19 protein-coding genes are annotated in these 18,239 nt (G+C 65.3%); 7 read left to right on the top strand and 12 right to left on the bottom strand.

Annotated features, from left to right (window positions below; translation table 11 throughout):
- Nucleotides 1–80 precede the first annotated feature (80 nt).
- Nucleotides 81–980: a peptidoglycan DD-metalloendopeptidase family protein gene (locus KSS94_RS26700; protein WP_217840998.1), complete on the top strand. Its 900-nt coding sequence runs from the start codon at nucleotides 81–83 to the stop codon at nucleotides 978–980.
- 267 nt (nucleotides 981–1,247) lie between these two features.
- Here KSS94_RS26700 and KSS94_RS26695 read toward each other — a convergent pair whose 3' ends face one another.
- From KSS94_RS26695 to phoB, 3 genes are all read right to left on the bottom strand, one after another.
- A complete protein-coding gene (locus tag KSS94_RS26695) occupies nucleotides 1,248–2,588 on the bottom strand; it encodes a hemolysin family protein (protein WP_217840997.1) in 1,341 nt (446 codons plus the stop codon).
- A 138-nt stretch (nucleotides 2,589–2,726) separates the two neighbouring features.
- Nucleotides 2,727–3,998 carry a phosphate regulon sensor histidine kinase PhoR gene (phoR, locus tag KSS94_RS26690; RefSeq protein ID WP_264082043.1) on the bottom strand — a complete coding sequence of 424 codons (1,272 nt, stop codon included), beginning with the start codon at nucleotides 3,996–3,998 and terminating at the stop codon, nucleotides 2,727–2,729.
- 74 nt (nucleotides 3,999–4,072) lie between these two features.
- On the bottom strand, nucleotides 4,073–4,762 hold the full coding sequence (gene phoB, locus KSS94_RS26685; RefSeq protein WP_003253341.1) for a phosphate regulon transcriptional regulator PhoB: 690 nt from the start codon (nucleotides 4,760–4,762) through the stop codon (nucleotides 4,073–4,075).
- 174 nt (nucleotides 4,763–4,936) lie between these two features.
- On the opposite strand from phoB, the gene KSS94_RS26680 reads away from it, so the two are divergent.
- Nucleotides 4,937–5,305, top strand: a complete 369-nt coding sequence (locus KSS94_RS26680; RefSeq protein WP_217840995.1) for a COG4315 family predicted lipoprotein — start codon at nucleotides 4,937–4,939, stop codon at nucleotides 5,303–5,305.
- Nucleotides 5,306–5,443: 138 nt separating this feature from the next.
- Here KSS94_RS26680 and ubiA read toward each other — a convergent pair whose 3' ends face one another.
- Both ubiA and KSS94_RS26670 read right to left on the bottom strand, forming a co-directional pair.
- Nucleotides 5,444–6,334: a 4-hydroxybenzoate octaprenyltransferase gene (gene ubiA, locus KSS94_RS26675; RefSeq protein ID WP_217840994.1), complete on the bottom strand. Its 891-nt coding sequence runs from the start codon at nucleotides 6,332–6,334 to the stop codon at nucleotides 5,444–5,446.
- Nucleotides 6,334–6,891 carry a chorismate--pyruvate lyase family protein gene (locus KSS94_RS26670; RefSeq protein ID WP_217840993.1) on the bottom strand — a complete coding sequence of 186 codons (558 nt, stop codon included), beginning with the start codon at nucleotides 6,889–6,891 and terminating at the stop codon, nucleotides 6,334–6,336. The genes ubiA and KSS94_RS26670 overlap by 1 nt, the downstream gene beginning before the upstream one ends.
- A gap of 241 nt (nucleotides 6,892–7,132) precedes the next feature.
- Between KSS94_RS26670 and KSS94_RS26665 the strand changes: the two genes are divergently transcribed.
- The 4 genes from KSS94_RS26665 to KSS94_RS26650 all read left to right on the top strand — a co-directional run bounded on the left by KSS94_RS26665 (nucleotide 7,133) and on the right by KSS94_RS26650 (nucleotide 9,481).
- A complete protein-coding gene (locus tag KSS94_RS26665) occupies nucleotides 7,133–7,300 on the top strand; it encodes a rubredoxin (protein ID WP_011536423.1) in 168 nt (55 codons plus the stop codon).
- Between the two features lie 33 nt (nucleotides 7,301–7,333).
- Entirely contained in the window at nucleotides 7,334–8,482 is a 1,149-nt protein-coding gene (locus KSS94_RS26660; protein ID WP_217840992.1) for an NAD(P)/FAD-dependent oxidoreductase, read from the top strand.
- A 185-nt stretch (nucleotides 8,483–8,667) separates the two neighbouring features.
- The gene (locus KSS94_RS26655) at nucleotides 8,668–8,964 is read left to right on the top strand and encodes an HU family DNA-binding protein (RefSeq protein ID WP_054884748.1); all 297 of its coding nucleotides are present in this window, start codon (nucleotides 8,668–8,670) and stop codon (nucleotides 8,962–8,964) included.
- Between the two features lie 142 nt (nucleotides 8,965–9,106).
- Nucleotides 9,107–9,481 carry a helicase gene (locus KSS94_RS26650; RefSeq protein WP_217840991.1) on the top strand — a complete coding sequence of 125 codons (375 nt, stop codon included), beginning with the start codon at nucleotides 9,107–9,109 and terminating at the stop codon, nucleotides 9,479–9,481.
- Nucleotides 9,482–9,592: 111 nt separating this feature from the next.
- On the opposite strand, the gene KSS94_RS26645 is transcribed toward KSS94_RS26650, so the two are convergent.
- From KSS94_RS26645 to exbB, 6 genes are all read right to left on the bottom strand, one after another.
- A complete protein-coding gene (locus KSS94_RS26645; RefSeq protein WP_217840990.1) occupies nucleotides 9,593–10,996 on the bottom strand; it encodes an aminoacyl-tRNA deacylase and HDOD domain-containing protein in 1,404 nt (467 codons plus the stop codon).
- 78 nt (nucleotides 10,997–11,074) lie between these two features.
- Complete coding sequence (gene recG, locus KSS94_RS26640) at nucleotides 11,075–13,153, bottom strand: ATP-dependent DNA helicase RecG (RefSeq protein WP_217840989.1); 2,079 nt, start codon at nucleotides 13,151–13,153, stop codon at nucleotides 11,075–11,077.
- Between the two features lie 3 nt (nucleotides 13,154–13,156).
- A complete protein-coding gene (locus tag KSS94_RS26635) occupies nucleotides 13,157–14,083 on the bottom strand; it encodes a hydrogen peroxide-inducible genes activator (RefSeq protein WP_217840988.1) in 927 nt (308 codons plus the stop codon).
- 95 nt (nucleotides 14,084–14,178) lie between these two features.
- On the bottom strand, nucleotides 14,179–14,913 hold the full coding sequence (locus KSS94_RS26630) for an energy transducer TonB (RefSeq protein WP_217840987.1): 735 nt from the start codon (nucleotides 14,911–14,913) through the stop codon (nucleotides 14,179–14,181).
- On the bottom strand, nucleotides 14,910–15,338 hold the full coding sequence (gene exbD, locus KSS94_RS26625; RefSeq protein WP_217840986.1) for a TonB system transport protein ExbD: 429 nt from the start codon (nucleotides 15,336–15,338) through the stop codon (nucleotides 14,910–14,912). The genes KSS94_RS26630 and exbD overlap by 4 nt, the downstream gene beginning before the upstream one ends.
- 3 nt (nucleotides 15,339–15,341) lie before the next feature.
- Nucleotides 15,342–16,340: a tonB-system energizer ExbB gene (gene exbB, locus KSS94_RS26620; RefSeq protein ID WP_217840985.1), complete on the bottom strand. Its 999-nt coding sequence runs from the start codon at nucleotides 16,338–16,340 to the stop codon at nucleotides 15,342–15,344.
- A gap of 192 nt (nucleotides 16,341–16,532) precedes the next feature.
- Between exbB and KSS94_RS26615 the strand changes: the two genes are divergently transcribed.
- Nucleotides 16,533–17,390 (top strand): NAD-dependent epimerase/dehydratase family protein, encoded by an 858-nt coding sequence (locus KSS94_RS26615; RefSeq protein ID WP_217840984.1) that lies wholly within the window; start codon nucleotides 16,533–16,535, stop codon nucleotides 17,388–17,390.
- Nucleotides 17,391–17,463: 73 nt separating this feature from the next.
- Here KSS94_RS26615 and KSS94_RS26610 read toward each other — a convergent pair whose 3' ends face one another.
- Nucleotides 17,464–18,189, bottom strand: coding sequence for a hypothetical protein (locus KSS94_RS26610; RefSeq protein WP_217840983.1), 726 nt, complete (start codon nucleotides 18,187–18,189; stop codon nucleotides 17,464–17,466).
- Nucleotides 18,190–18,239 lie beyond the last annotated feature (50 nt).

The raw sequence follows: 18,239 nt of genomic DNA, 5'->3' as shown, positions 1-18,239 counted from the left end.
ACCTCCCGACCAACTGTCATACCCCTCTCAAAACCGGCTGCTAGGCTTCGACAGACGTTATCTGTCAAATGGCCACCATCATGCCCGCCGCCCGCCTGCTGCTGCTCTGCACGTTGTTCACGGCCTCGGCGTCGAGCCTGGGAATGACCATCTACAAGACCACCGACAACTACGGCGTGGTGTCCTACTCCGACCGCCCCAGCCCCGGCGCCAAACCTTTCGTGTTCCGCGAGCAGATGCTCGAGCGGGTGGATGGCAAGGTGCGCCTGCAGACCGAGCCGTTCCCCGGCGGGGTGCGCTTTCTGGCGCGCAACGAGTTGTATGTGCCGATGGAGGTAGAACTGCGCCTGGACGGGCTGGCCAACGCCTTCGGCGGTAACGCACCGCGCATCGTGCGGCGGGTGGTGGCGCCGCGCTCGACCCTGCTGCTCAGCGCCGTGCTGGCCGCCCCGGGCGGGCCGCTGAAGTACAAGAGCAACTTCCAGTACGCCATGGGCGACCCGGTGCTGCGCTCGCAGGCCTACCGCTACCCGTTCCCGTGGAAGGGCGGGCCGTTTCGCATCAGCCAGGGGCCCAACGGGCGCTTCAGCCACTTCGGGCCCAAGGGCCGCTATGCCATCGACATCGCCATGCCCGAAGGCACGCCAATCATCGCCGCCCGCGGCGGGGTGGTGGTGAAGATCGAGAACCTGCAGACCGGCCGCGGCACCAACCCGGCGGGCAATTTCGTGCGCATCCTGCACCCGGACGGCACCATGGGCGTGTACCTGCACCTGATGCGCGGGTCGGTGGTGGTGAAGGAGGGGCAGCAGGTGGTGGTGGGCCAGGCGCTGGCCAAGTCGGGCAACACCGGCAACAGCAGCGGGCCGCACCTGCATTTTGTGGTGCAGCGCAACGTGGGGCTGGCGCTGGAGTCGATCCCCTACCAGTTCGACCGGCCGATTGGCGGGATGCCGGACTTTACGGCGGGGAATCCTTGAAGGCATCGCGGGGCAAGCCCGCTCCCACGAGAGAACGTGGGAGCAACTGTCTTGCTCAATTTTTAGAAGCCGACTCGATTCTTGTGGGAAGCGGCCTTGTGCCGCGATTGGGCTGCGCAGCAGCCCCGGCGATTATGCAGGATGCCGATATTCTGGGGCCGCTTTGCGGCCCATCGCGACACAAGGCCGCTTCCCACAGGATTGCACAGAGCCTGAATCTGGTGCTGTACCTGTGGGGCTTGTCCTGCGATGACCCCTGGATGTCGATCAATCCAGCTTGAGCACCTTGGCCAGCACGATCTTCGGCCCTTTCATCTTCTTGATGATGATGCGCAGGCCTTCGACCTCCATCACTTCCTCTTCCTCGGGCACGCGCTTGAGGCTTTCGTACACCAGCCCGGCGAGGGTTTCGGCTTCGATGTGGTCCAGGTCGATGCCCAGCAGGCGCTCCACCTTGAACAGCGGCGTGTCACCGCGTACCAGCAGCTTGCCCGGCTGGTAGGCGAGGATGCCGCGCTCGGTCTTGCGGTGCTCGTCCTGGATGTCACCTACCAGCACTTCCAGCACGTCTTCCATGGTCAGGTAGCCGATCACCTTGCCGTCGGCCTCTTCAACCAGCACGAAGTGCGCACCACCCTTGCGGAACTGCTCCAGCAGCTGCGACAGCGGCATGTGCCGCGACACACGCTCCAGTGGGCGGGCGAGGTCTTCCAGGTCGATGGTTTCGGGCATCTGGTCCAGCTCGGCCAGCTCCAGCAGCAGGTCCTTGATGTGCAGCAGGCCGGTGAATTCCTCGCGCTCGGCGTCGTACACCGGGTAGCGGCTGAACTTGTGGCGGCGGAACAAGGCCAGGATCTGCTTGAGCGGCGCGTTGGCGTCGATGCTGACCATGTCCTCGCGGGAGTTGGCCCAGTCGACCACTTCCAGCTCGCCCATCTCCACCGCTGAGGCCAGCACGCGCATGCCCTGGTCGCTTGGGTCCTGGCCACGGCTGGAGTGCAGGATCAGCTTGAGCTCCTCGCGGCTGTAGTGGTGCTCGTGGTGCGGGCCGGGCTCGCCTTGCCCGGCGATGCGCAAGATGGTGTTGGCGCTGGCGTTGAGCAGGTAGATGGCTGGGTACATCGCCCAGTAGAACAGGTACAGCGGCACCGCTGTCCACAGCGAAAGCAGCTCGGGCTTGCGGATCGCCCAGGACTTGGGCGCCAGCTCGCCAACCACGATGTGCAGGTAGGAGATGACGAAGAACGCGACGAAGAACGAGATGCCCTTGATCAGCTCGGGCGAGTCTACGCCGAAGTAGGCCAGCAAAGGTTCGAGCAGGTGGGCGAAGGCCGGCTCGCCGACCCAGCCCAGGCCCAGCGAGGCCAGGGTGATGCCCAGCTGGCACGCCGACAAGTAGGCGTCGAGCTGGTTGTGCACCTTGCGCAGGATGCTGCCGCGCCAGCCATGCAGCTCGGCGATGGACTCGACGCGGGTGGCGCGCAGCTTGACCATGGCGAACTCGGCGGCAACGAAGAAGCCGTTGAGCAGCACTAGGAACAAGGCGAAGAGAATCATGCCGAAATCGGCGAACAACGAGGTGAGGCTGATACCAGGGGAAGGGTCCATGATGGGGTTTTTACAGGGTCCGTCGGTGAAATTAGGGGAAAAAAAGTGCCAGCGATTGCTGGCACAGGGGATCCAATGTAGCGGCTGGGGCGGCAAAAGCAAAGGGGCGCACTACCATCGCCGGGCAAGCCCGTAGGCTCATCCCTTGTTCGAGACCAATTGTGCCGGGGCAAAATGACAGGTGAAGGTACTGCCGTGCCCCGGCACGCTGCTGATCTCCAGCTTGCCGCGGTGGCGCATCAGCACATGCTTGACGATCGCCAGCCCCAGCCCGGTGCCGCCGGTGTTGGAAGCGCGGCTGGAGTCGACCCGGTAGAAGCGCTCGGTCAGCCGCGGCAGGTGCTTGGCCTCGATGCCCACCCCTGAATCCTGCACGCTCAAATGCGCGCCCTGTTCGTCGGCCCACCAGCGAATACGGATATTGCCTTCGTCCTGGGTGTACTTGACGGCGTTGAACACCAGGTTGGAAAACGCGCTGCGCAGCTCCGACTCGCTGCCCTTGAGGCGAATGCCGGGTGCCGCTTCCAGGCTGATGCGCTGGTTGCGCGGGCCGGACAGCGCCTGGGCGTCGTTCTTGATGGCAGTCAGCAGGCTGTCGACCAGCACTGGCTGGTTGTCCGAGGGGTAATCGGTGGCTTCGAGCTTGGCCAGCAGCAGCAGGTCGTTGAGCAGGGTCTGCATGCGCGAACCCTGGGCGCTCATTTGCTGCAGGGCGCGGCCCCAGCGCGGGTTCACGCCTTCGACGTTGTCCAGCAGGGTTTCCAGGTAGCCGGTGATCACCGTCAGCGGCGTGCGCAGCTCGTGGGAGACGTTGGCGACGAAGTCCTTGCGCATCTGTTCGAGCTGGTGAATGCGGGTGACATCGCGCACCAGCATCAGGTGCTCGTTGTTGCCGTAGCGGGTGAGTTGCAACTGCACGCGCAGGCGGTCATTGATCGGCGAGGGAATCTCGAGCGGCTCGGCATAGTTCTCCGCTTCGAAGTATTCCTTGAAGCGCGGGTGGCGCACCAGGTTGGTCACCGGCTGGCCGCCGTCCTGCGGGGTCTTGAAGCCCAGCAGGGTTTCGGCGGCGCGGTTCCACCACTCAAGGTTGCCTTCGCTGTCGAGCATGATCACCGCATCGCGCAGGGCGGCGGTGGACTCCTGCACCCGGTCGATCACCGCCTGCAGGCGCCCGCGCACGCGCTGGTCGCGCCGTTGCAGGTGGTAGATGCTGTCGAACACCTCGCCCCACAGGCCGTAGCCGTCGGGCGGGGCTTCGTCGGGCTGGTGGTTGCGCAGCCAGTCGTGCAGGCGCAGCAGCTGCTTGAGCGTCCAGCCCAGGTAGAACGCCAGGCCGATGGCCAGGCACCAGCCGTAGTAACCGCTGGCCAGGCCGCCGATCAGGCAGACGGTGATCAGCAGCAGCATGTGGCGAATCAGGGTCGCGTGCCAGTTCTGGTTCAATTGACAGTCCTTGTACAACGGGCGCTTAAGGGCTTCGATCAGCTCTTGGTCGAGAAGCGATAGCCAGTGCCGCGGACGGTTTGTACCAGATTTTCGTAAGCTTCACCCAGTGCCTTGCGCAGGCGGCGGATATGCACGTCTACCGTGCGCTCCTCCACATACACGTTGCCGCCCCATACCTGGTCGAGCAACTGGCCACGGGTGTAGGCGCGCTCCTGGTGGGTCATGAAGAACTGCAGCAGGCGGTATTCGGTGGGGCCCATCTCGGCCGGCTTGCCGTCGATGGTGACGCGGTGGCTGATCGGGTCGAGCAGCAGGCCGCCCACTTCGATCGGCGCTTCGCTGTCGCTCGGGCCGGTGCGGCGCAGCACGGCCTTCAGGCGCGCCACCAGCTCGCGCGGCGAGAACGGCTTGGTGATGTAGTCGTCGGCGCCCACTTCGAGCCCCTGGATCTTGTTGTCCTCTTCGCCCTTGGCGGTGAGCATGATGATCGGGATGTCCCCGGTCAGCTCATCGCGCTTCAGGCGCCGGGCCAGTTCGATGCCCGAGGTGCCCGGCAGCATCCAGTCGAGCAGGATCAGGTCCGGCTTGCGGTCGACGATGATGGCGTGGGCCTGTTGCGAGTTTTCGGCCTCCAGGCAGTCATAGCCGGCCATTTCCAATGCAACGGCGATCATCTCGCGGATAGGCGCTTCGTCGTCGACGATCAGAATGTTTCTGCCAACCATGCTCTATTACCTCTCCCGGGAACGGTGTCTTGGCCCGCATTAGATAACGGAATTATTGCAGCTGTGTGACAGCTCATTGGCTGTTCTGGCGACATTCCATGACTGGGCTAGGCTTCAAGGGGCCGCCGTGACGGCAACCAGAACCCTTTCCACCCCGAAACAATGGTGAATCCAATGACACGACATACGCTGAGCTGGATGGCCCTTTTCGCTGCACTGGCATTGCCGGGGGTGGCGTCGGCCCATCACGCCATGGAGAAGGACGGCATGTGGGTCGACCATCAAGGCATGACCCTGTACACCTTCGACAAGGACGCCGGCGGCAAGTCCATGTGCAATGGCGAGTGCGCGACCAACTGGCCGCCGCTGATGGTCAGCGACGGCGAAAAGGCCGAAGGCAAGTGGACGCAGATCAAGCGCGACGACGGCAAGATGCAGTGGGCCTATGACGGCAAGCCGCTGTACACCTTCGTCAAGGACAAGAAAGCCGGTGACATGACCGGCGACGGCATGAAGGACGTCTGGCACGTGGCCAAGCCCTGATATACGGTTGGTCTGTTGAGCGCTGATTTTTCAAGTGTGCATGACCCCTGTGGTAGCGGCACAAGGCCGCTCCCACAGTGTCCGCGTTCAATCAATGAGTTGTGGCTTGCTGTACAGAAGTTATAGAGGCCATCAGCCTCAACGCAGTGCGTAATCCAGCACCACCCCCACGAACACCAGCATCCCCGCCCAATGGTTGTGCAGGAACGCCTTGAAGCACGACTCGCGGTCCAGCTTGCGGGTCGACCAGAACTCCCAGGCAAAGCACGCCGCCGCCCCCAGAAGCCCCAAGTGGAACCAGCCACCCAGCTCGAAGCGGCTGCCGGCCAGCAGCAGGCAGCCCAGCGACAGCAGTTGCAGGCTGAGGATGATCACCCGGTCGGCCTCGCCGAACAGGATGGCGGTGGATTTCACCCCGATCTTCAGGTCGTCGTCTCGGTCGACCATGGCGTAGTAGGTGTCGTAGCCCACGGTCCACAGCAGGTTGGCGATGTATAGCAGCCAGGCGCTGGCCGGCAGCTCGCCGCCAGCGGCGGTAAAGGCCATGGGGATGCCCCAGGAGTACGCCGCGCCCAGTACCACCTGCGGGTAGTAGGTGTAGCGCTTCATGAACGGGTAGCAGGCGGCCAGGGCCACGGCGCCGAACGACAGCCACACCGTGGTGGCATTCGTGCACAGCACCAGCAGGAAACTCACCGCCACCAGCACCGCGAACAGTGCCAGCGCCTCGCGCGGCTTGACCCGGCCGCTGGCCAGCGGCCGGTCGGCGGTGCGCTTGACGTGACCGTCGACCTTGCGGTCGGCAAAGTCGTTGATGCAGCAGCCGGCGGCGCGCATCAGCACCACGCCCAGGCCGAAGATCAGCACGTTGGCCAGGGTCGGCGAGCCGTTGCCGGCGATCCACACCGCCGTCAGCGTCGGCCACAGCAGCAGGTAGATGCCGATCGGGCGGTCCATGCGGCTCAGTTGGACGAAGTCCCAGGCCCGCGGGTGCAGGCGGTTGAGCGACTTGAGCAGTTGCAGGTACATCAGCGGTTAGCCTCCTTGTCCGCCTGCCACAGTGCCGGCAGAAACACCTCGGCCACCAGCAGGTCGAGCCCGGCGCGCTCGAAGCGCGAGCGGCGCCCCCACAGCCCGGCATGGGCTGCATCGGCGGGTAGCCAGGGTTGTGGATAACTGCACACCTCGATGGGGTGGCGGATGAACGCCTGGTCGCAGAACAGCAACTCGCCCAGTGAGCGGCTGCCGAGGGTCTCGAGGTCCAGGCCGCCACGCTGCAGCACGCTGCGCCCGGCCACGCTGCGGGCGAACACCCAGGGTTGGCCGTGGCCGCGCAGGTACACCTCGCGCACCCAGCCCTCGGCACCGGGCGCCAGGCCCAGGGCCGCGCATTCGTCGTCGCGCAGGGTTTGCCAGCCTTCGAACAGGGGCGTGACGCTGAAGTTGTCGCCGGAAAGACGGGTCAGGCGACGGGTGAGGGAGCCTTCGTCGAACAGCCAGTCGAGGGTGCGCTGGTCGCGAGTGTTCGCCAGCTGTGGATACGCCAGCCACGCGACAGCGGCTGCTTGCGGGGTTTCGTACGACACGTCGGTATGCTTGTGACAGCCAGAGAGGCGGCGAGCTTAGCACGATTGCCCCGGCGGCCAGCATGCCGTACAAAGCCTGGACGAGATTGCGCGGTGCGCCATCTCCTGTAGGAGCCGGCTTGCCGGCGATAGGGCCGGAACCTGCAACCTCGTTGCCTGATCTGACGCAATCGCCGGCAAGCCGGCTCCTACTGGACGGTGACCACCAGTTGCGACAAGACACCTGACCGAGGACCCCCTGATGAAAAAATGGCAATGCATTGTCTGCGGCCTGATCTATGACGAAGCCGAAGGCTGGCCGGACGACGGCATCGCCCCCGGCACCCGCTGGGAAGATGTACCTGAAGACTGGCTGTGCCCGGACTGCGGCGTGGGCAAGAGCGACTTCGAAATGATCGCCATCGGCTGATCGCAACCTGTACTGACTTGAAGGAAGCACGACATGACGGCCCCTGTGGTGATCATCGGCACCGGCCTTGCCGGCTACAACCTGGCCCGCGAGTTTCGCAAGCTCGACAGCGAAACGCCGCTGCTGCTGATTACCGCCGACGACGGCCGCTCGTACTCCAAGCCCATGCTGTCGACCGGCTTTGCCAAGCACAAGGACGCCGACGGCCTGTGTATGGCCGAGCCCGGCGCCATGGCCGAGCAGCTGAATGCCGAAATCCGCACCCACACCCGCATCAGCGGTATCGACCCGGGCCACAAACGCCTGTGGATCGGCGAGGAGGCGGTCGAGTACCGCGACCTGGTGCTGGCCTGGGGCGCGCAGACCGTGCAGGTGCCCATCGAGGGCGATGCCGGCGACCTGGTGTTCCCGATCAACGACCTTGAGGACTACGCGCGCTTTCGCGCTGCAGCCGAGGGCAAGCAGCGGGTGCTGATCCTCGGCGCCGGCCTGATCGGCTGCGAGTTCGCCAACGACATGACCCTGGGCGGCTTCCAATGCGATGTGGTGGCGCCCTGCGAGCAGGTGATGCCGACCCTGCTGCACCCGGCGGCGGCCGCCGCCGTGCAGGCTGGCCTGGAAGGGCTGGGTGTACGCTTTCACCTGGGGCCGGTGTTGACCCGCCTGCAACGGGCGGGCGACGCACTGCAGGCGCACCTGTCCGATGGCCGCGTGATCGCCTGCGACCTGGTGGTTTCGGCCATCGGCCTGCGCCCGCGCACTGACCTGGCGGCCGCTGCCGGGCTGCAGATCAACCGTGGGGTGGTGGTCGACCGCCAGTTGCGCACCTCCCACGCCAATATCTTTGCCTTGGGCGACTGCGCCGAGGTGCAGGGTATCAACCTGCTGTACGTGATGCCGCTGATGACCTGCGCCCGCGCCCTGGCGCAGACCTTGGCCGGCACCCCGACCGCGGTCAGCTACGGGCCGATGCCGGTGACGGTGAAAACCCCGGCCTGCCCACTGGTGGTGTCGCCACCGCCGCAAGGGCTTGAAGGCACCTGGCAGGTGGAGGGCGCTGGCGCCGACCTGAAAGTGCTGTGCCATGGGGCTGAAGGCCAGTTGCTGGGCTACGCGCTGACCGGCGCGGCAGTGATGGAGAAACTGGCGCTGAATCGCCAGTTGCCGCCGCTGATGGCGTAAATAGACGGTGTTCTGTCGGATTTATCCTGTTCTTGCCGCGACAATGGCCGCCCAGGTACTGGCGCGGCCCCCTACGGCGTGCCATTCTCACTTGCGTCTACCGCAGCCTAGAGCCTGCGGTGCCTTGAACGCTGCCCCCGGCAGCACGGCATAACAACAAAAAATCCCGTCAAAGAGGCTTCACTATGCGTAAACCAGAACTCGCCGCAGTCATTGCCGAAAAGGCCGATCTGACCAAGGAAAAGGCCAACCAGGTCCTCAACGCGATTCTCGACAGCATCACCGGCGCGCTCGACAAGGACACCGTCACCCTGGTCGGTTTCGGCACCTTCGAAAAACGCCACCGCGGCGCGCGCACCGGCAAGAACCCGCAAACCGGTCAGCCAGTGAAGATCAAGGCCAGCAATACCGTTGCCTTCAAGCCCGGCAAGAACCTGCGTGACAGCGTCAATACCCCGGCCAAGCCAGCCAAGAAGAAGTAACGCGGCAACCTTAGCGGTTGATCAAACGGGCGCCTGAAGGCGCCCGTTGCGTTTGTGGCGGGAAAATGTGGCTAACTTGCGTAAATAAACCAATAAGCGGATAAACTGCGCGCCTCAGTCATTTTTAAATCGAGGGGCGTTGATGAAGTTTCGCTTTCTTCTCTGGGCCATGGGCCTGCTGATGGCCAAGGCCAGCCGCAAGAACCCGGCGTTCCAGCAGCAGCTGCAGGGCAAGGACCTGGTGTTCCAGATGCAGACCCTCGACGGCAAGGTTGCCCGGCATTTCACGGTGAAGGATCAGCGCATCAGCAGCAAAGGCGGCTTGCACCCGCAGCCGGCTTTCGCCATCGCGTTCAAGGATGCCGCCTACGGCTTTGCCACCCTGCAGGCGGGCAACAAGCAGCTGGCGTTCATGCAGGGTATTCAGGACAAGAGCATCCAGATCAAGGGCAACCCGGCGCTGGTGATCTGGTTCCAGGGCTTGATGAAGTACCTGAAGCCGAAGAAGAAAGCCTGAGATCAGCTGGCTGAGCAGACCCCTGTAGGAGCTGGCTTGCCAGCGATGAGGCCAGTTGCCTTTGAGGGCGCCATCGCCGGCAAGCCGGCTCCTAGAGGGATGCTGCGGCCTTCAATGCGGCGCCTGGAACTGCGAAGCCAGCTCGCGCAGCAGCGCTTCGGCTTCCAGCACCTTGTTCACCACTTCTTCGGCCTTGTCCCGGGTCAGCCCCAGGCGCTCGAGCAGCTCGTCCGGGATTTCATCCTGCGGGCCGGAGCCGATGCCCCGCGAGCGCAGCAGGCGCACGGCCAGGCACACCAGATTGGGGAACTGCGAGAACTCGCCGTCGTAATGCGGGTCGTGCTGGAAGCGCAGCGCAGCGGACAGCTCGTCCGGCATGTCCCACAGCTTCATCAGCCAGGCGCCGATCTGCTCGCGGCTGATGCCCAGCAGGTGTTGCTCCACGTAGCTGTGGCACAGGTGCGGGTTGACTTCCAGGTGGCGGCAGATCAGCGAGAAGTGCGGCGGGAACACGTGGGCCAGCAGCAGGTAGCCGAAGTTGTGCAGCAGGCCTGCGAGGTAGGTCAGGCCGGCTTCAGGACGCTCGGCACGCGGCATGGCGCGGGTCAGGCCCTCGATCACCGCAGCGGTGTAGATCGACTGCTGCCAGTACGGCGTGGCCTGTTGCGGGTGGTCCTTGGGCAGGCTCAGGGTCTTGCCCAAGGCCAGGCCCAAGGCCAGGTTGATTACCAGGTCAAAGCCCAGCACGCGTACGATGGCGTCTTCCACCGAGCGGATCTTGCCCGGTGAGGCGTAGTAGGGCGAGGCGGCCCAGCTGACCACTTGCGCGGCCAGGGCTGGGTCGGTTTCGACCACGCCGGTGATGTCATCGATGCTGGCATTGGGGTCGACGCGCAGCTTGATGATCTTTTGCGCGGTGTCGGCCAGCGGCGGAATTTCGATGGTTTCTTCAAGGCGCTTCTGGATGCGCCGGGCGGTGAAGGCTTCCACCGCCAGGGTGATTTCGCGGGAGTCGTCGCCAGGTCGGTCAAGGTTGGGGCGGATGTCGCGTACCGGCTGGCCGAACGCGCCGGCGCTGGCCTTGGCGAGCATGCGCTTGAAGTCGTCACGCTGGATCTTCAGCAGCAGCCCGGCTTCACCGGACTGGATCAGCAGGTACTCGGCCTCGAGCAGCTTGCCTTCGTACAGGCACGGCGAGCTGGTCAGTGCGGGGATCGCCGGCAGGGCCTTGAGCTGGTGCTTGTCGAGCATCTGCTTGAGGCGCGGCAAGGGCACGGCCTTGAGCTTGCGCCCGGTCAGCTCTTCGAGGCGGTTCAGGTCCAGCAGCTTGCTGTAGGGGAACAGCACCATCAGGGCGCCGATCTCGTCATCGAGCAGGATCGCCTGCACCCGCGAGGCGGCTGGCAGCTCAGGGTGTTCCGGCACCTCGACGAACGCCACGCCGAGTTTTTCGAGCAACAGCCGGATGACAGACGGTGCGTGTGGGGTTGCAGTGTCGAGGGCAACTTCAGTCATGGTCTGTATCCACTAATTCTTTTGAACGCGAAGTATAACCAGCCTGACCGGCAAGCTGGATCCATAATGGGACGGGCGTCACACCTGGCCATATTGCTGGCCGTGGCGCAGCCAGCGGTCGAGCAGCGGGCTGACGTGGTCCGGCCAGCGTGCCAGCAGGGCCTGGGCTGCGTCACGCACGGCCGGCAACAGGTCGGCGTCGCGCATCAGGTCGGCGACCTTGAACTGCAGCAGGCCGGTCTGGCGGGTCCCGAGCATCTCGCCGGGGCCGCGCAGTTCCAGGTCCTTTTCGGCGATGACGAAACCGTCGTTGGTTTCCCGCATGATGCCCAGCCGCTCGCGGCCGATCTGCGACAGCGGCGGGTGGTACAGCAATACGCAGTGGCTTGCCGCGCTGCCCCGGCCAACCCGGCCGCGCAGCTGGTGCAGCTGGGCCAGGCCCAGGCGCTCGGGGTTTTCGATGATCATCAGGCTGGCATTGGGTACGTCCACGCCCACCTCGATCACCGTAGTGGCCACCAGCAACTGCAGGTTGCCGGCCTTGAACTCGGCCATCACCGCGGCTTTTTCAACAGGCTTCATGCGCCCGTGGATCAGCCCCACGCGCAGTTCGCCCAGGGCGCTGCCAAGCTCTTCGAAGGTGCTTTCGGCGGCCTGACAGGTGAGTTCTTCGGACTCCTCGATCAGCGTGCACACCCAGTAGGCCTGGCGCCCCTCGGCGCAGGCGGCGCGTACCCGCTCGACCACCTCGAAGCGGCGGCTGTCGGCCACCAGCACGGTGTTCACCGGGGTGCGCCCGGGGGGCAGTTCGTCGAGGATCGAGGTGTCCAGGTCGGCGTAGGCGCTCATGGCCAGTGTGCGCGGGATGGGCGTGGCGGTCATGATCAGCTGGTGCGGGCACAGTTGGCCCATCACGCCTTTCTTGCGCAGCGCCAGGCGCTGCTGCACGCCGAAGCGGTGCTGCTCGTCGATGATCGCCAGGGCCAGGTGCTTGAACTGCACCTCGTCCTGGAACAGCGCATGGGTGCCGACCACCATCGGCGTACCGCCGGCGATCTGTTCCAGTGCGCTGGCGCGGGCCTTGCCCTTGAGCTTGCCGGCCAGCCACGCCACCTCGATGCCCAGCGGCTCCAGCCAGCGCTTGAAGGTGATGTAGTGCTGTTCGGCGAGAATCTCGGTGGGCGCCATCAGTGCCACCTGGTAGCCGGCCTCCAGCGCCTGCAGCGCGGCCAGGGCGGCGACCACGGTCTTGCCGGCACCCACGTCACCCTGCACCAGGCGCATCATCGGCTCGTGCTGGGCAAGGTCGTAGGCGATCTCGTTGCCGACGCGCTGCTGGGCGCCGGTGGGGCTGAAGCCGAGGTTGGCCAGGTACTGCGCCGGCAGGCGGCTGGCCTTGGGCAGCACCGGCGCACGCAGGGCGCGCTGGCTTTCGCGCAGGCGCTGCTGTGAAAGCTGGTGGGTCAGCAGCTCTTCGAAGGCCAGGCGGTGCTGGGCCCAGTGGTGGCCTTCGGCAAGTTCGTCCACATCGGCGTCGGCCGGCGGGTTGTGCAGGTAGCGAATGGCGTCGTCCAGCGGCGCCAATTGATAATCGCGGGCCAGTTCGTCGGGCAGCCAGTCGGGCAGGCTGCGCGGGCCAAGCATGCCCAGGCTCTGCTGGCACAACAGGCGCAGGCGCTGTTGCGTCAGGCCTTCGGTGCTCGGGTAGATGGGCGTGAGGGTTTGTTCCACTGGCGGCGCCGGCTCATCGCCGTTGAGTGCGCGGTATTCGGGGTGGTAAATCTCAAGCCCCGAGGCGCCAGGGCGGGCCTCGCCGTAGCAGCGCAGGTGGGTGCCGCGCTTGAGGCCTTCTTTTTGCGCATTGCTGAAATGGTAGAAGCGCAGGCTCAGCACGCCGGTACCGTCACCCAGGCGCACCACCAGACTGCGGCGCTTGCCCATGGTGACGTCGGCGCCGCTGACCACGCCCTCGATCACCGCATCCTGCCCCGGGCGCAACTGGCCGATGGGCACCACACGGGTGCGGTCCTGGTAACGCAGGGGCAGGTGGAACAGCACATCCTGCAGATTCTCCAGGCCGACCTTGGCGAGCTTCTCTGCCATGGCTTCGCCAACGCCCTTGAGCGCGGTGACCGAGACGTTCGACAGCTCAGTCATGACTCAGGCCGGTTCTTCCGTGGGTGCCTTGGCCACCGAGCACAGGCGGATCGAGTCGGCGAGGATTTCGATCGCCTTGGGCCGCGGGAAGCTGGCGCGCCAGGCGATGGCCACGGTGCGGAACGGCGCTGGCGCAGTGAGCGGGCGCACTTCGATCACGCCCGGGGCGTAGTGGTGGCTGTGCACCGCCGACAGCGGCAGGATCGACACGCCCAGGCCCGAGGCGACCATGTGGCGGATGGTTTCCAGCGAGCTGGACTCCACCGTGGTGTGCTTGGCACCTTCGCCGCCCTTGTTTAGCGTCGGGCAGGCCTCGAGCACCTGGTCGCGGAAGCAGTGGCCTTCACCGAGCAGCAGCAGGCTCTTGTCGTTGAGCAGGGCGGTGTCGATGGTCTTTTTCGCGGTCCATGGGTGATCGGCCGGCATCAGTGCGCAGAACGGTTCGTCATACAGCGGCAGGGTGAGCACATCGGCTTCGTTGAACGGCAGGGCGATGATCACCGCGTCCAGTTCACCATTGCGCAGTTTTTCGCGCAGCACGTGGGTGAAGTTTTCTTCGATGTACAGCGGCATCTGCGGTGCAACGCGGTGCAGTTGCGGAATGAGGTGCGGGAACAGGTACGGGCCGACGGTATAGATGGCGCCGACCTTGAGCGGGGCGGTAAGTTGGTTCTTGCCGGCCTGGGCCAGTTCGCGGATGCCCTGGGCCTGCTCGAGCACCTTCTGTGCCTGGGCGACGATGCTTTCACCCACCGGCGTCAGACGAACGGCGCTCTTGCTGCGTTCGAAGATCAGCACGCCAAGCTCGTCCTCGAGCTTCTTCACGCCGACCGACAGCGTGGGCTGGCTGACGTGGCAGCGTTCGGCGGCGTGGCCGAAGTGCTGCTCCTGGGCGAGGGTGACGATGTAGCGAAGTTCGGTGAGGGTCATAACGTGCGTCCATGAAGTTGCGGCCCCAGCATAGCGGCTGCAATCGATAGACGCACGTTATCAGACTTGCCGTTTTGTGACAGAAACAAAAAACGTCAACGTCGGTCCAGCGAGTACACGAACGGTGCCACCACTTCGATGGTGCCGTTGTTCAGCAACTCGGCCGGTGGCTTGGGCACCGTGCCTGCGCGGCGGATCATCTCCAGCGTGGCGCGGTCCAGCGCAGCGCTGCCTGAACCACCGGCCAGCGAGTACGAGACCACCTTGCCTTCGGCGTCGACCACGAAGCGCAGGCGGTTAATGCCCTGCAGCCCGCGACGGCGAGCGTCCTCGGGGTACTTCTTGTACTTCGCCAGGTGGCGCAGCAGGTCGCTCTGCCAGCTGGGCAGGGCATTGCTGTTGGAGGCGATGCTCGGCGCCGGTGCCGCGGACTTCTGTGGCGGCGTGTTGCTTGGCGGCGTGTCGGCCACATCCTGGTCTACCGGCGGTTCATCCTTCGGCGGCTCAGGCTTTTTCTCAGGCTTGGGCGGCTGCGGCTTGGCCTTGGGCTTGGGTGGCTTGGGGATGGCGATCTTCGGCTTTGGCGCCTCTACCAGCTTGGGCAGCGGCGGTTCCTCGATCGGCGTCGGCGGTTTGGGTGCGACTTTCGGCGGTGGTGGCGGCGCGGGCTCCGGCAGCGGTGCCAGCTCGACCATCATCGCTGCCGGCGGCAGCTCGATGGCCTGGGGCACCGACCAGTTGAGCGTCAGCACCACGGCGACTACGTGCACGCCCAGCACGATGGCCAGGGCGGTGCCGTAGCGCGCCATGTTAGAGCGCGTTTTCGTCATTTCTTGGCTGCCGTCTCGAGCCCGACCAGGCCGACCTTGAGGTAACCGGCGGCGCGCATGGTGTTCATCACTTCCATCAGGTCGCCGTAGTCGACGCCCTTGTCAGCCTGGAAGAAGATGGTGGTTTCCTTGTCACCCTTGGTCTTGGCGTCGAGCAGGGCGCCGAGCTGGTCGGGTTGGGCCACTTCATCGTCGCCGACGTACAGCTTCTTGTCGGCCTTGACGCTGACGAACACTGGTTTTTCCGGCCTAGGCGCAGGTTTTGCGGTGGAGGCGGGCAGGTCGACCTTGATGTCGACCGTGGCCAGCGGGGCTGCGACCATGAAGATGATCAGCAGCACCAGCATCACGTCGATGAAGGGCGTGACGTTGATTTCGTGGTTTTCGGCGAGGTCGTCGCCACCTTCGTTGAGATGCAGGCCCATGGCTTACCCCACTTTCACCATGTGCGGGGCAGCGCGCTCGCCACCTTGATGGTCCAGGTCACGGCTGACCAGCAGCAGTACCTGGGCGGAAGCGTCGGAGACCTGCGCCTTGTAGCCGGCGATGGAGCGGGCGAAGACGTTGTAGATGACCACGGCAGGGATGGCCGCGACCAGGCCCAGGGCGGTGGCCAGCAGGGCTTCGGCGATGCCTGGGGCGACCACGGCCAGGTTGGTGGTCTGGGTCTTGGCGATGCCGATGAAGCTGTTCATGATGCCCCACACGGTACCGAACAAACCGACGAAAGGCGCGGTGGAACCGATGGTGGCGAGTACGCCGGTGCCGCTGCTCATGTTGCGGCCGCTGGCGTGGACCAGGCGCTCCAGGCGGAAGCTCACACGCTCCTTGATGCCTTCCTTCTCGCGGGCGTTGGCCGACAGGCGCATTTCTTCGAGGGCGTCGTGCACCAGGGTGTGGGCCAGGGTGCCTTCCTTGTTGGAGACTTCGCTGGCTTCCTTGAGGGTGACCGACTTCTTCAGGGCGGCGATTTCACCACGCAGGCGACGCTTGGCGCCCATCAGCTCGAAGCCTTTGGCGATCCAGATGGTCCAGGTGATGATCGAGGCGATGGCCAGGCCGATCATCACGGCCTTCACCACGATGTCGGCGTTCTTGTACATGCCCCATGGGGACAGGTCGTGGGCCATGCCCAGCGAGGTGTCTTCGACCAGCGCCTGCACGTCTTCGCCAGCCGGGGCCTGGGCGTCTGCGGCGGCTTCGGCCGGTGCGGTAGCCGGGGTCTGGCCTTCAGCAGCCGGTGCTGCCGGAGCGCTGGCGGCGGCCGGGGTGGCTGCGGCGTTGGCGGCGGCCGGGGTGGCTGCGGCGTTGGCGGCCGGCTCATCGGCCATGGCCAGGGGGGCCAGCACCAGGCTGAACATCAGCGCGGCAATGGCGCGCCAGGCGCGCGACGGGGTTGGCGAAGCGGAAGGTTGAATGCGTGTCATGCTGGCCGGACCTGATGAAGAAGAATGGGTTGAGTTCTCCAGGGCCTCGAAACAGGCCGAGAACAGACAAGGCCGCCATTATTGCAAGTAATTCTTGTTAACAAAAGTAATGTGATTGCTTTTTTTGACCTTGGTATAGCCGTTGATCGCCTGGAACCTATAGCCTGCCCCTACAGAATGAGGAGAATTTGCATGTCAGGCGTTTCTGCTTTGATCGTGGGTTGTGGGGATGTGGGCGGGCGTCTGGCCCGCCAGTTGCTGGGCCTGGGCTGGCACGTGAGCGGCTTGCGGCGCGCGGTGCAGCACCTGCCCGAGGGCGTGCAGCCAGTTGCCGCCGACCTTGCCGACCGGCGCATCCCGGCCGACTGGCCCGAGCGGGCGCCCGACTACCTGGTGTACTGCGTTGCTGCCAGCCAGCACGATGAGGCCGGTTACCAGGCCGCCTACGTCAACGGCCTGCGGCATGTGCTGGGGTGGCTTGAGCGCAGCGGACAGAGTCCGCGCAGGCTTTTGTTCGTCTCCAGCAGCAGCGTGTTCGCGCAGAAGAATGGCGAGTGGATCGACGAAACCGCCGCCACCACGCCTGAAGGCTACTCCGGCAAGGTGATGCTCGAAGCCGAGCAGCTGGCGCTGCACAGCGGCATCCCGGCCAGCATCGTGCGCCTGACGGGTATCTACGGCCCGGGGCGCGAGTGGCTGTTGAGCCAGGTGCGCCAGGGCTACCGGGTGGCCGAGCAGCCGCCGCTGTACGGCAACCGCATCCACGCCGAAGATGCCGCCAGCCTGCTGGCGTATCTGCTGCAGGCCGATGCCCGGGGTGTGGCGCTGGATGACTGCTACATCGGTGTCGATGACGACCCGGCGCCGCTGGCCGACGTGGTGGCCTGGCTGCGCGAGTACCTTGGGGTTACCGAGTGGTCGGACGAGCAGCGGGTGCGGCGCACCGGCAGCAAGCGCTGCAGCAACGCCCGGGCGCGGGCGTTGGGTTGGGCGCCGGTGTATCCGAGTTACAAAGAGGGGTATGCGGCGATATTGCAGGGCCGCGGATAACCGTGCGGCCCTATCGCGGGGCAAGCCCGCTCCCACGCCAGATCGTGGGAGCGGGCTTGCCCCGCGATGAGCTTCAGTCCTTCTCCAGCACCCACTGTTGGGCGCCGGCCGCCAGTTGCGGGATTTCATCCGGCTGCGCGGTATTCACCGCTTTGAAGATGGTCAGCTTGTCGCCATCACGTTTGAAGATGAACGGCGCACCGCGCTGGTCGCGCTCCAGCCACAGGCTGTCGTTGCCGCCGCCCATGCTGGCGCAGTCGCCTGCCAGGCACAGGGCGAAGCGGTCCGGGCCAGGCAGGCCGGTGACGCTGCCGGTGTCGCTAAAGTGCACCGTGGCACCTTTGCCCTGGCCTTCGGCGATCTTCCAGTCGCCGCCCAGGTAGGCCTGGTACAACGCCTTCTCGAAGCTGCTGCCCAGCGGCGCGGCGCCGGCGGCCTTGGCACGGGCGAAGGTCTGCTGGTGGCCGGACGGGTCGCTGGCCTGCAGCTCGTCGCCGTCGAGCGTGAGTTGCTCGCTCTGGCCGCCTTCGAAGTCCACCTGCCAGTTGTTCTGGTTGGCGCTCAGGCGCCCGTCGGCGGCTTCAAAGCCGTTGCTGAAGCTGGCTTGCTGGTTCTTGACGTCGACTTTCCACTCGAACACCGGGCCGTGATCGGCCAGGGCCTGGCGCAGGCTGGTGCCTTTGGCGGCAGCGTCGATGGCCTCCTGGTTGATCCAGGTACCGTTGAAATCTTCGGGTTTGTGGCTGGCGCAGCCGCCCAAAAGCAGGGCTGCCAGCGCGAGGGGCAATGCGTGGCGCATGGGGAAAACCTTGGGGCAGGGAGGGGGTGGTGACGGGCGCAGGGCCCGTC

Source organism: Pseudomonas fakonensis, assembly GCF_019139895.1.
In the GTDB taxonomy this organism is placed as follows: Bacteria; Pseudomonadota; Gammaproteobacteria; order Pseudomonadales; family Pseudomonadaceae; genus Aquipseudomonas; species Aquipseudomonas fakonensis.
The sequence above is the reverse complement of the archived record's forward strand: the minus strand, read 5'-3'. Positions and strand labels throughout refer to the sequence as shown.

What these genes read in the sequence shown, in the direction of transcription:
- KSS94_RS26700 (WP_217840998.1), top strand. Translation starts at nt 81, where the DNA reads ATGCCCGCCGCCCGCCTGCTGCTGCTCTGCACGTTGTTCACGGCCTCG.
- KSS94_RS26695 (WP_217840997.1), bottom strand. Translation starts at nt 2,588, where the DNA reads ATGGACCCTTCCCCTGGTATCAGCCTCACCTCGTTGTTCGCCGATTTC.
- phoR (WP_264082043.1), bottom strand. Translation starts at nt 3,998, where the DNA reads ATGCTGCTGCTGATCACCGTCTGCCTGATCGGCGGCCTGGCCAGCGGT.
- phoB (WP_003253341.1), bottom strand. Translation starts at nt 4,762, where the DNA reads ATGGTTGGCAGAAACATTCTGATCGTCGACGACGAAGCGCCTATCCGC.
- KSS94_RS26680 (WP_217840995.1), top strand. Translation starts at nt 4,937, where the DNA reads ATGACACGACATACGCTGAGCTGGATGGCCCTTTTCGCTGCACTGGCA.
- ubiA (WP_217840994.1), bottom strand. Translation starts at nt 6,334, where the DNA reads ATGTACCTGCAACTGCTCAAGTCGCTCAACCGCCTGCACCCGCGGGCC.
- KSS94_RS26665 (WP_011536423.1), top strand. Translation starts at nt 7,133, where the DNA reads ATGAAAAAATGGCAATGCATTGTCTGCGGCCTGATCTATGACGAAGCC.
- KSS94_RS26660 (WP_217840992.1), top strand. Translation starts at nt 7,334, where the DNA reads ATGACGGCCCCTGTGGTGATCATCGGCACCGGCCTTGCCGGCTACAAC.
- KSS94_RS26655 (WP_054884748.1), top strand. Translation starts at nt 8,668, where the DNA reads ATGCGTAAACCAGAACTCGCCGCAGTCATTGCCGAAAAGGCCGATCTG.
- KSS94_RS26650 (WP_217840991.1), top strand. Translation starts at nt 9,107, where the DNA reads ATGAAGTTTCGCTTTCTTCTCTGGGCCATGGGCCTGCTGATGGCCAAG.
- KSS94_RS26645 (WP_217840990.1), bottom strand. Translation starts at nt 10,996, where the DNA reads ATGACTGAAGTTGCCCTCGACACTGCAACCCCACACGCACCGTCTGTC.
- recG (WP_217840989.1), bottom strand. Translation starts at nt 13,153, where the DNA reads ATGACTGAGCTGTCGAACGTCTCGGTCACCGCGCTCAAGGGCGTTGGC.
- KSS94_RS26635 (WP_217840988.1), bottom strand. Translation starts at nt 14,083, where the DNA reads ATGACCCTCACCGAACTTCGCTACATCGTCACCCTCGCCCAGGAGCAG.
- KSS94_RS26630 (WP_217840987.1), bottom strand. Translation starts at nt 14,913, where the DNA reads ATGACGAAAACGCGCTCTAACATGGCGCGCTACGGCACCGCCCTGGCC.
- exbD (WP_217840986.1), bottom strand. Translation starts at nt 15,338, where the DNA reads ATGGGCCTGCATCTCAACGAAGGTGGCGACGACCTCGCCGAAAACCAC.
- exbB (WP_217840985.1), bottom strand. Translation starts at nt 16,340, where the DNA reads ATGACACGCATTCAACCTTCCGCTTCGCCAACCCCGTCGCGCGCCTGG.
- KSS94_RS26615 (WP_217840984.1), top strand. Translation starts at nt 16,533, where the DNA reads ATGTCAGGCGTTTCTGCTTTGATCGTGGGTTGTGGGGATGTGGGCGGG.
- KSS94_RS26610 (WP_217840983.1), bottom strand. Translation starts at nt 18,189, where the DNA reads ATGCGCCACGCATTGCCCCTCGCGCTGGCAGCCCTGCTTTTGGGCGGC.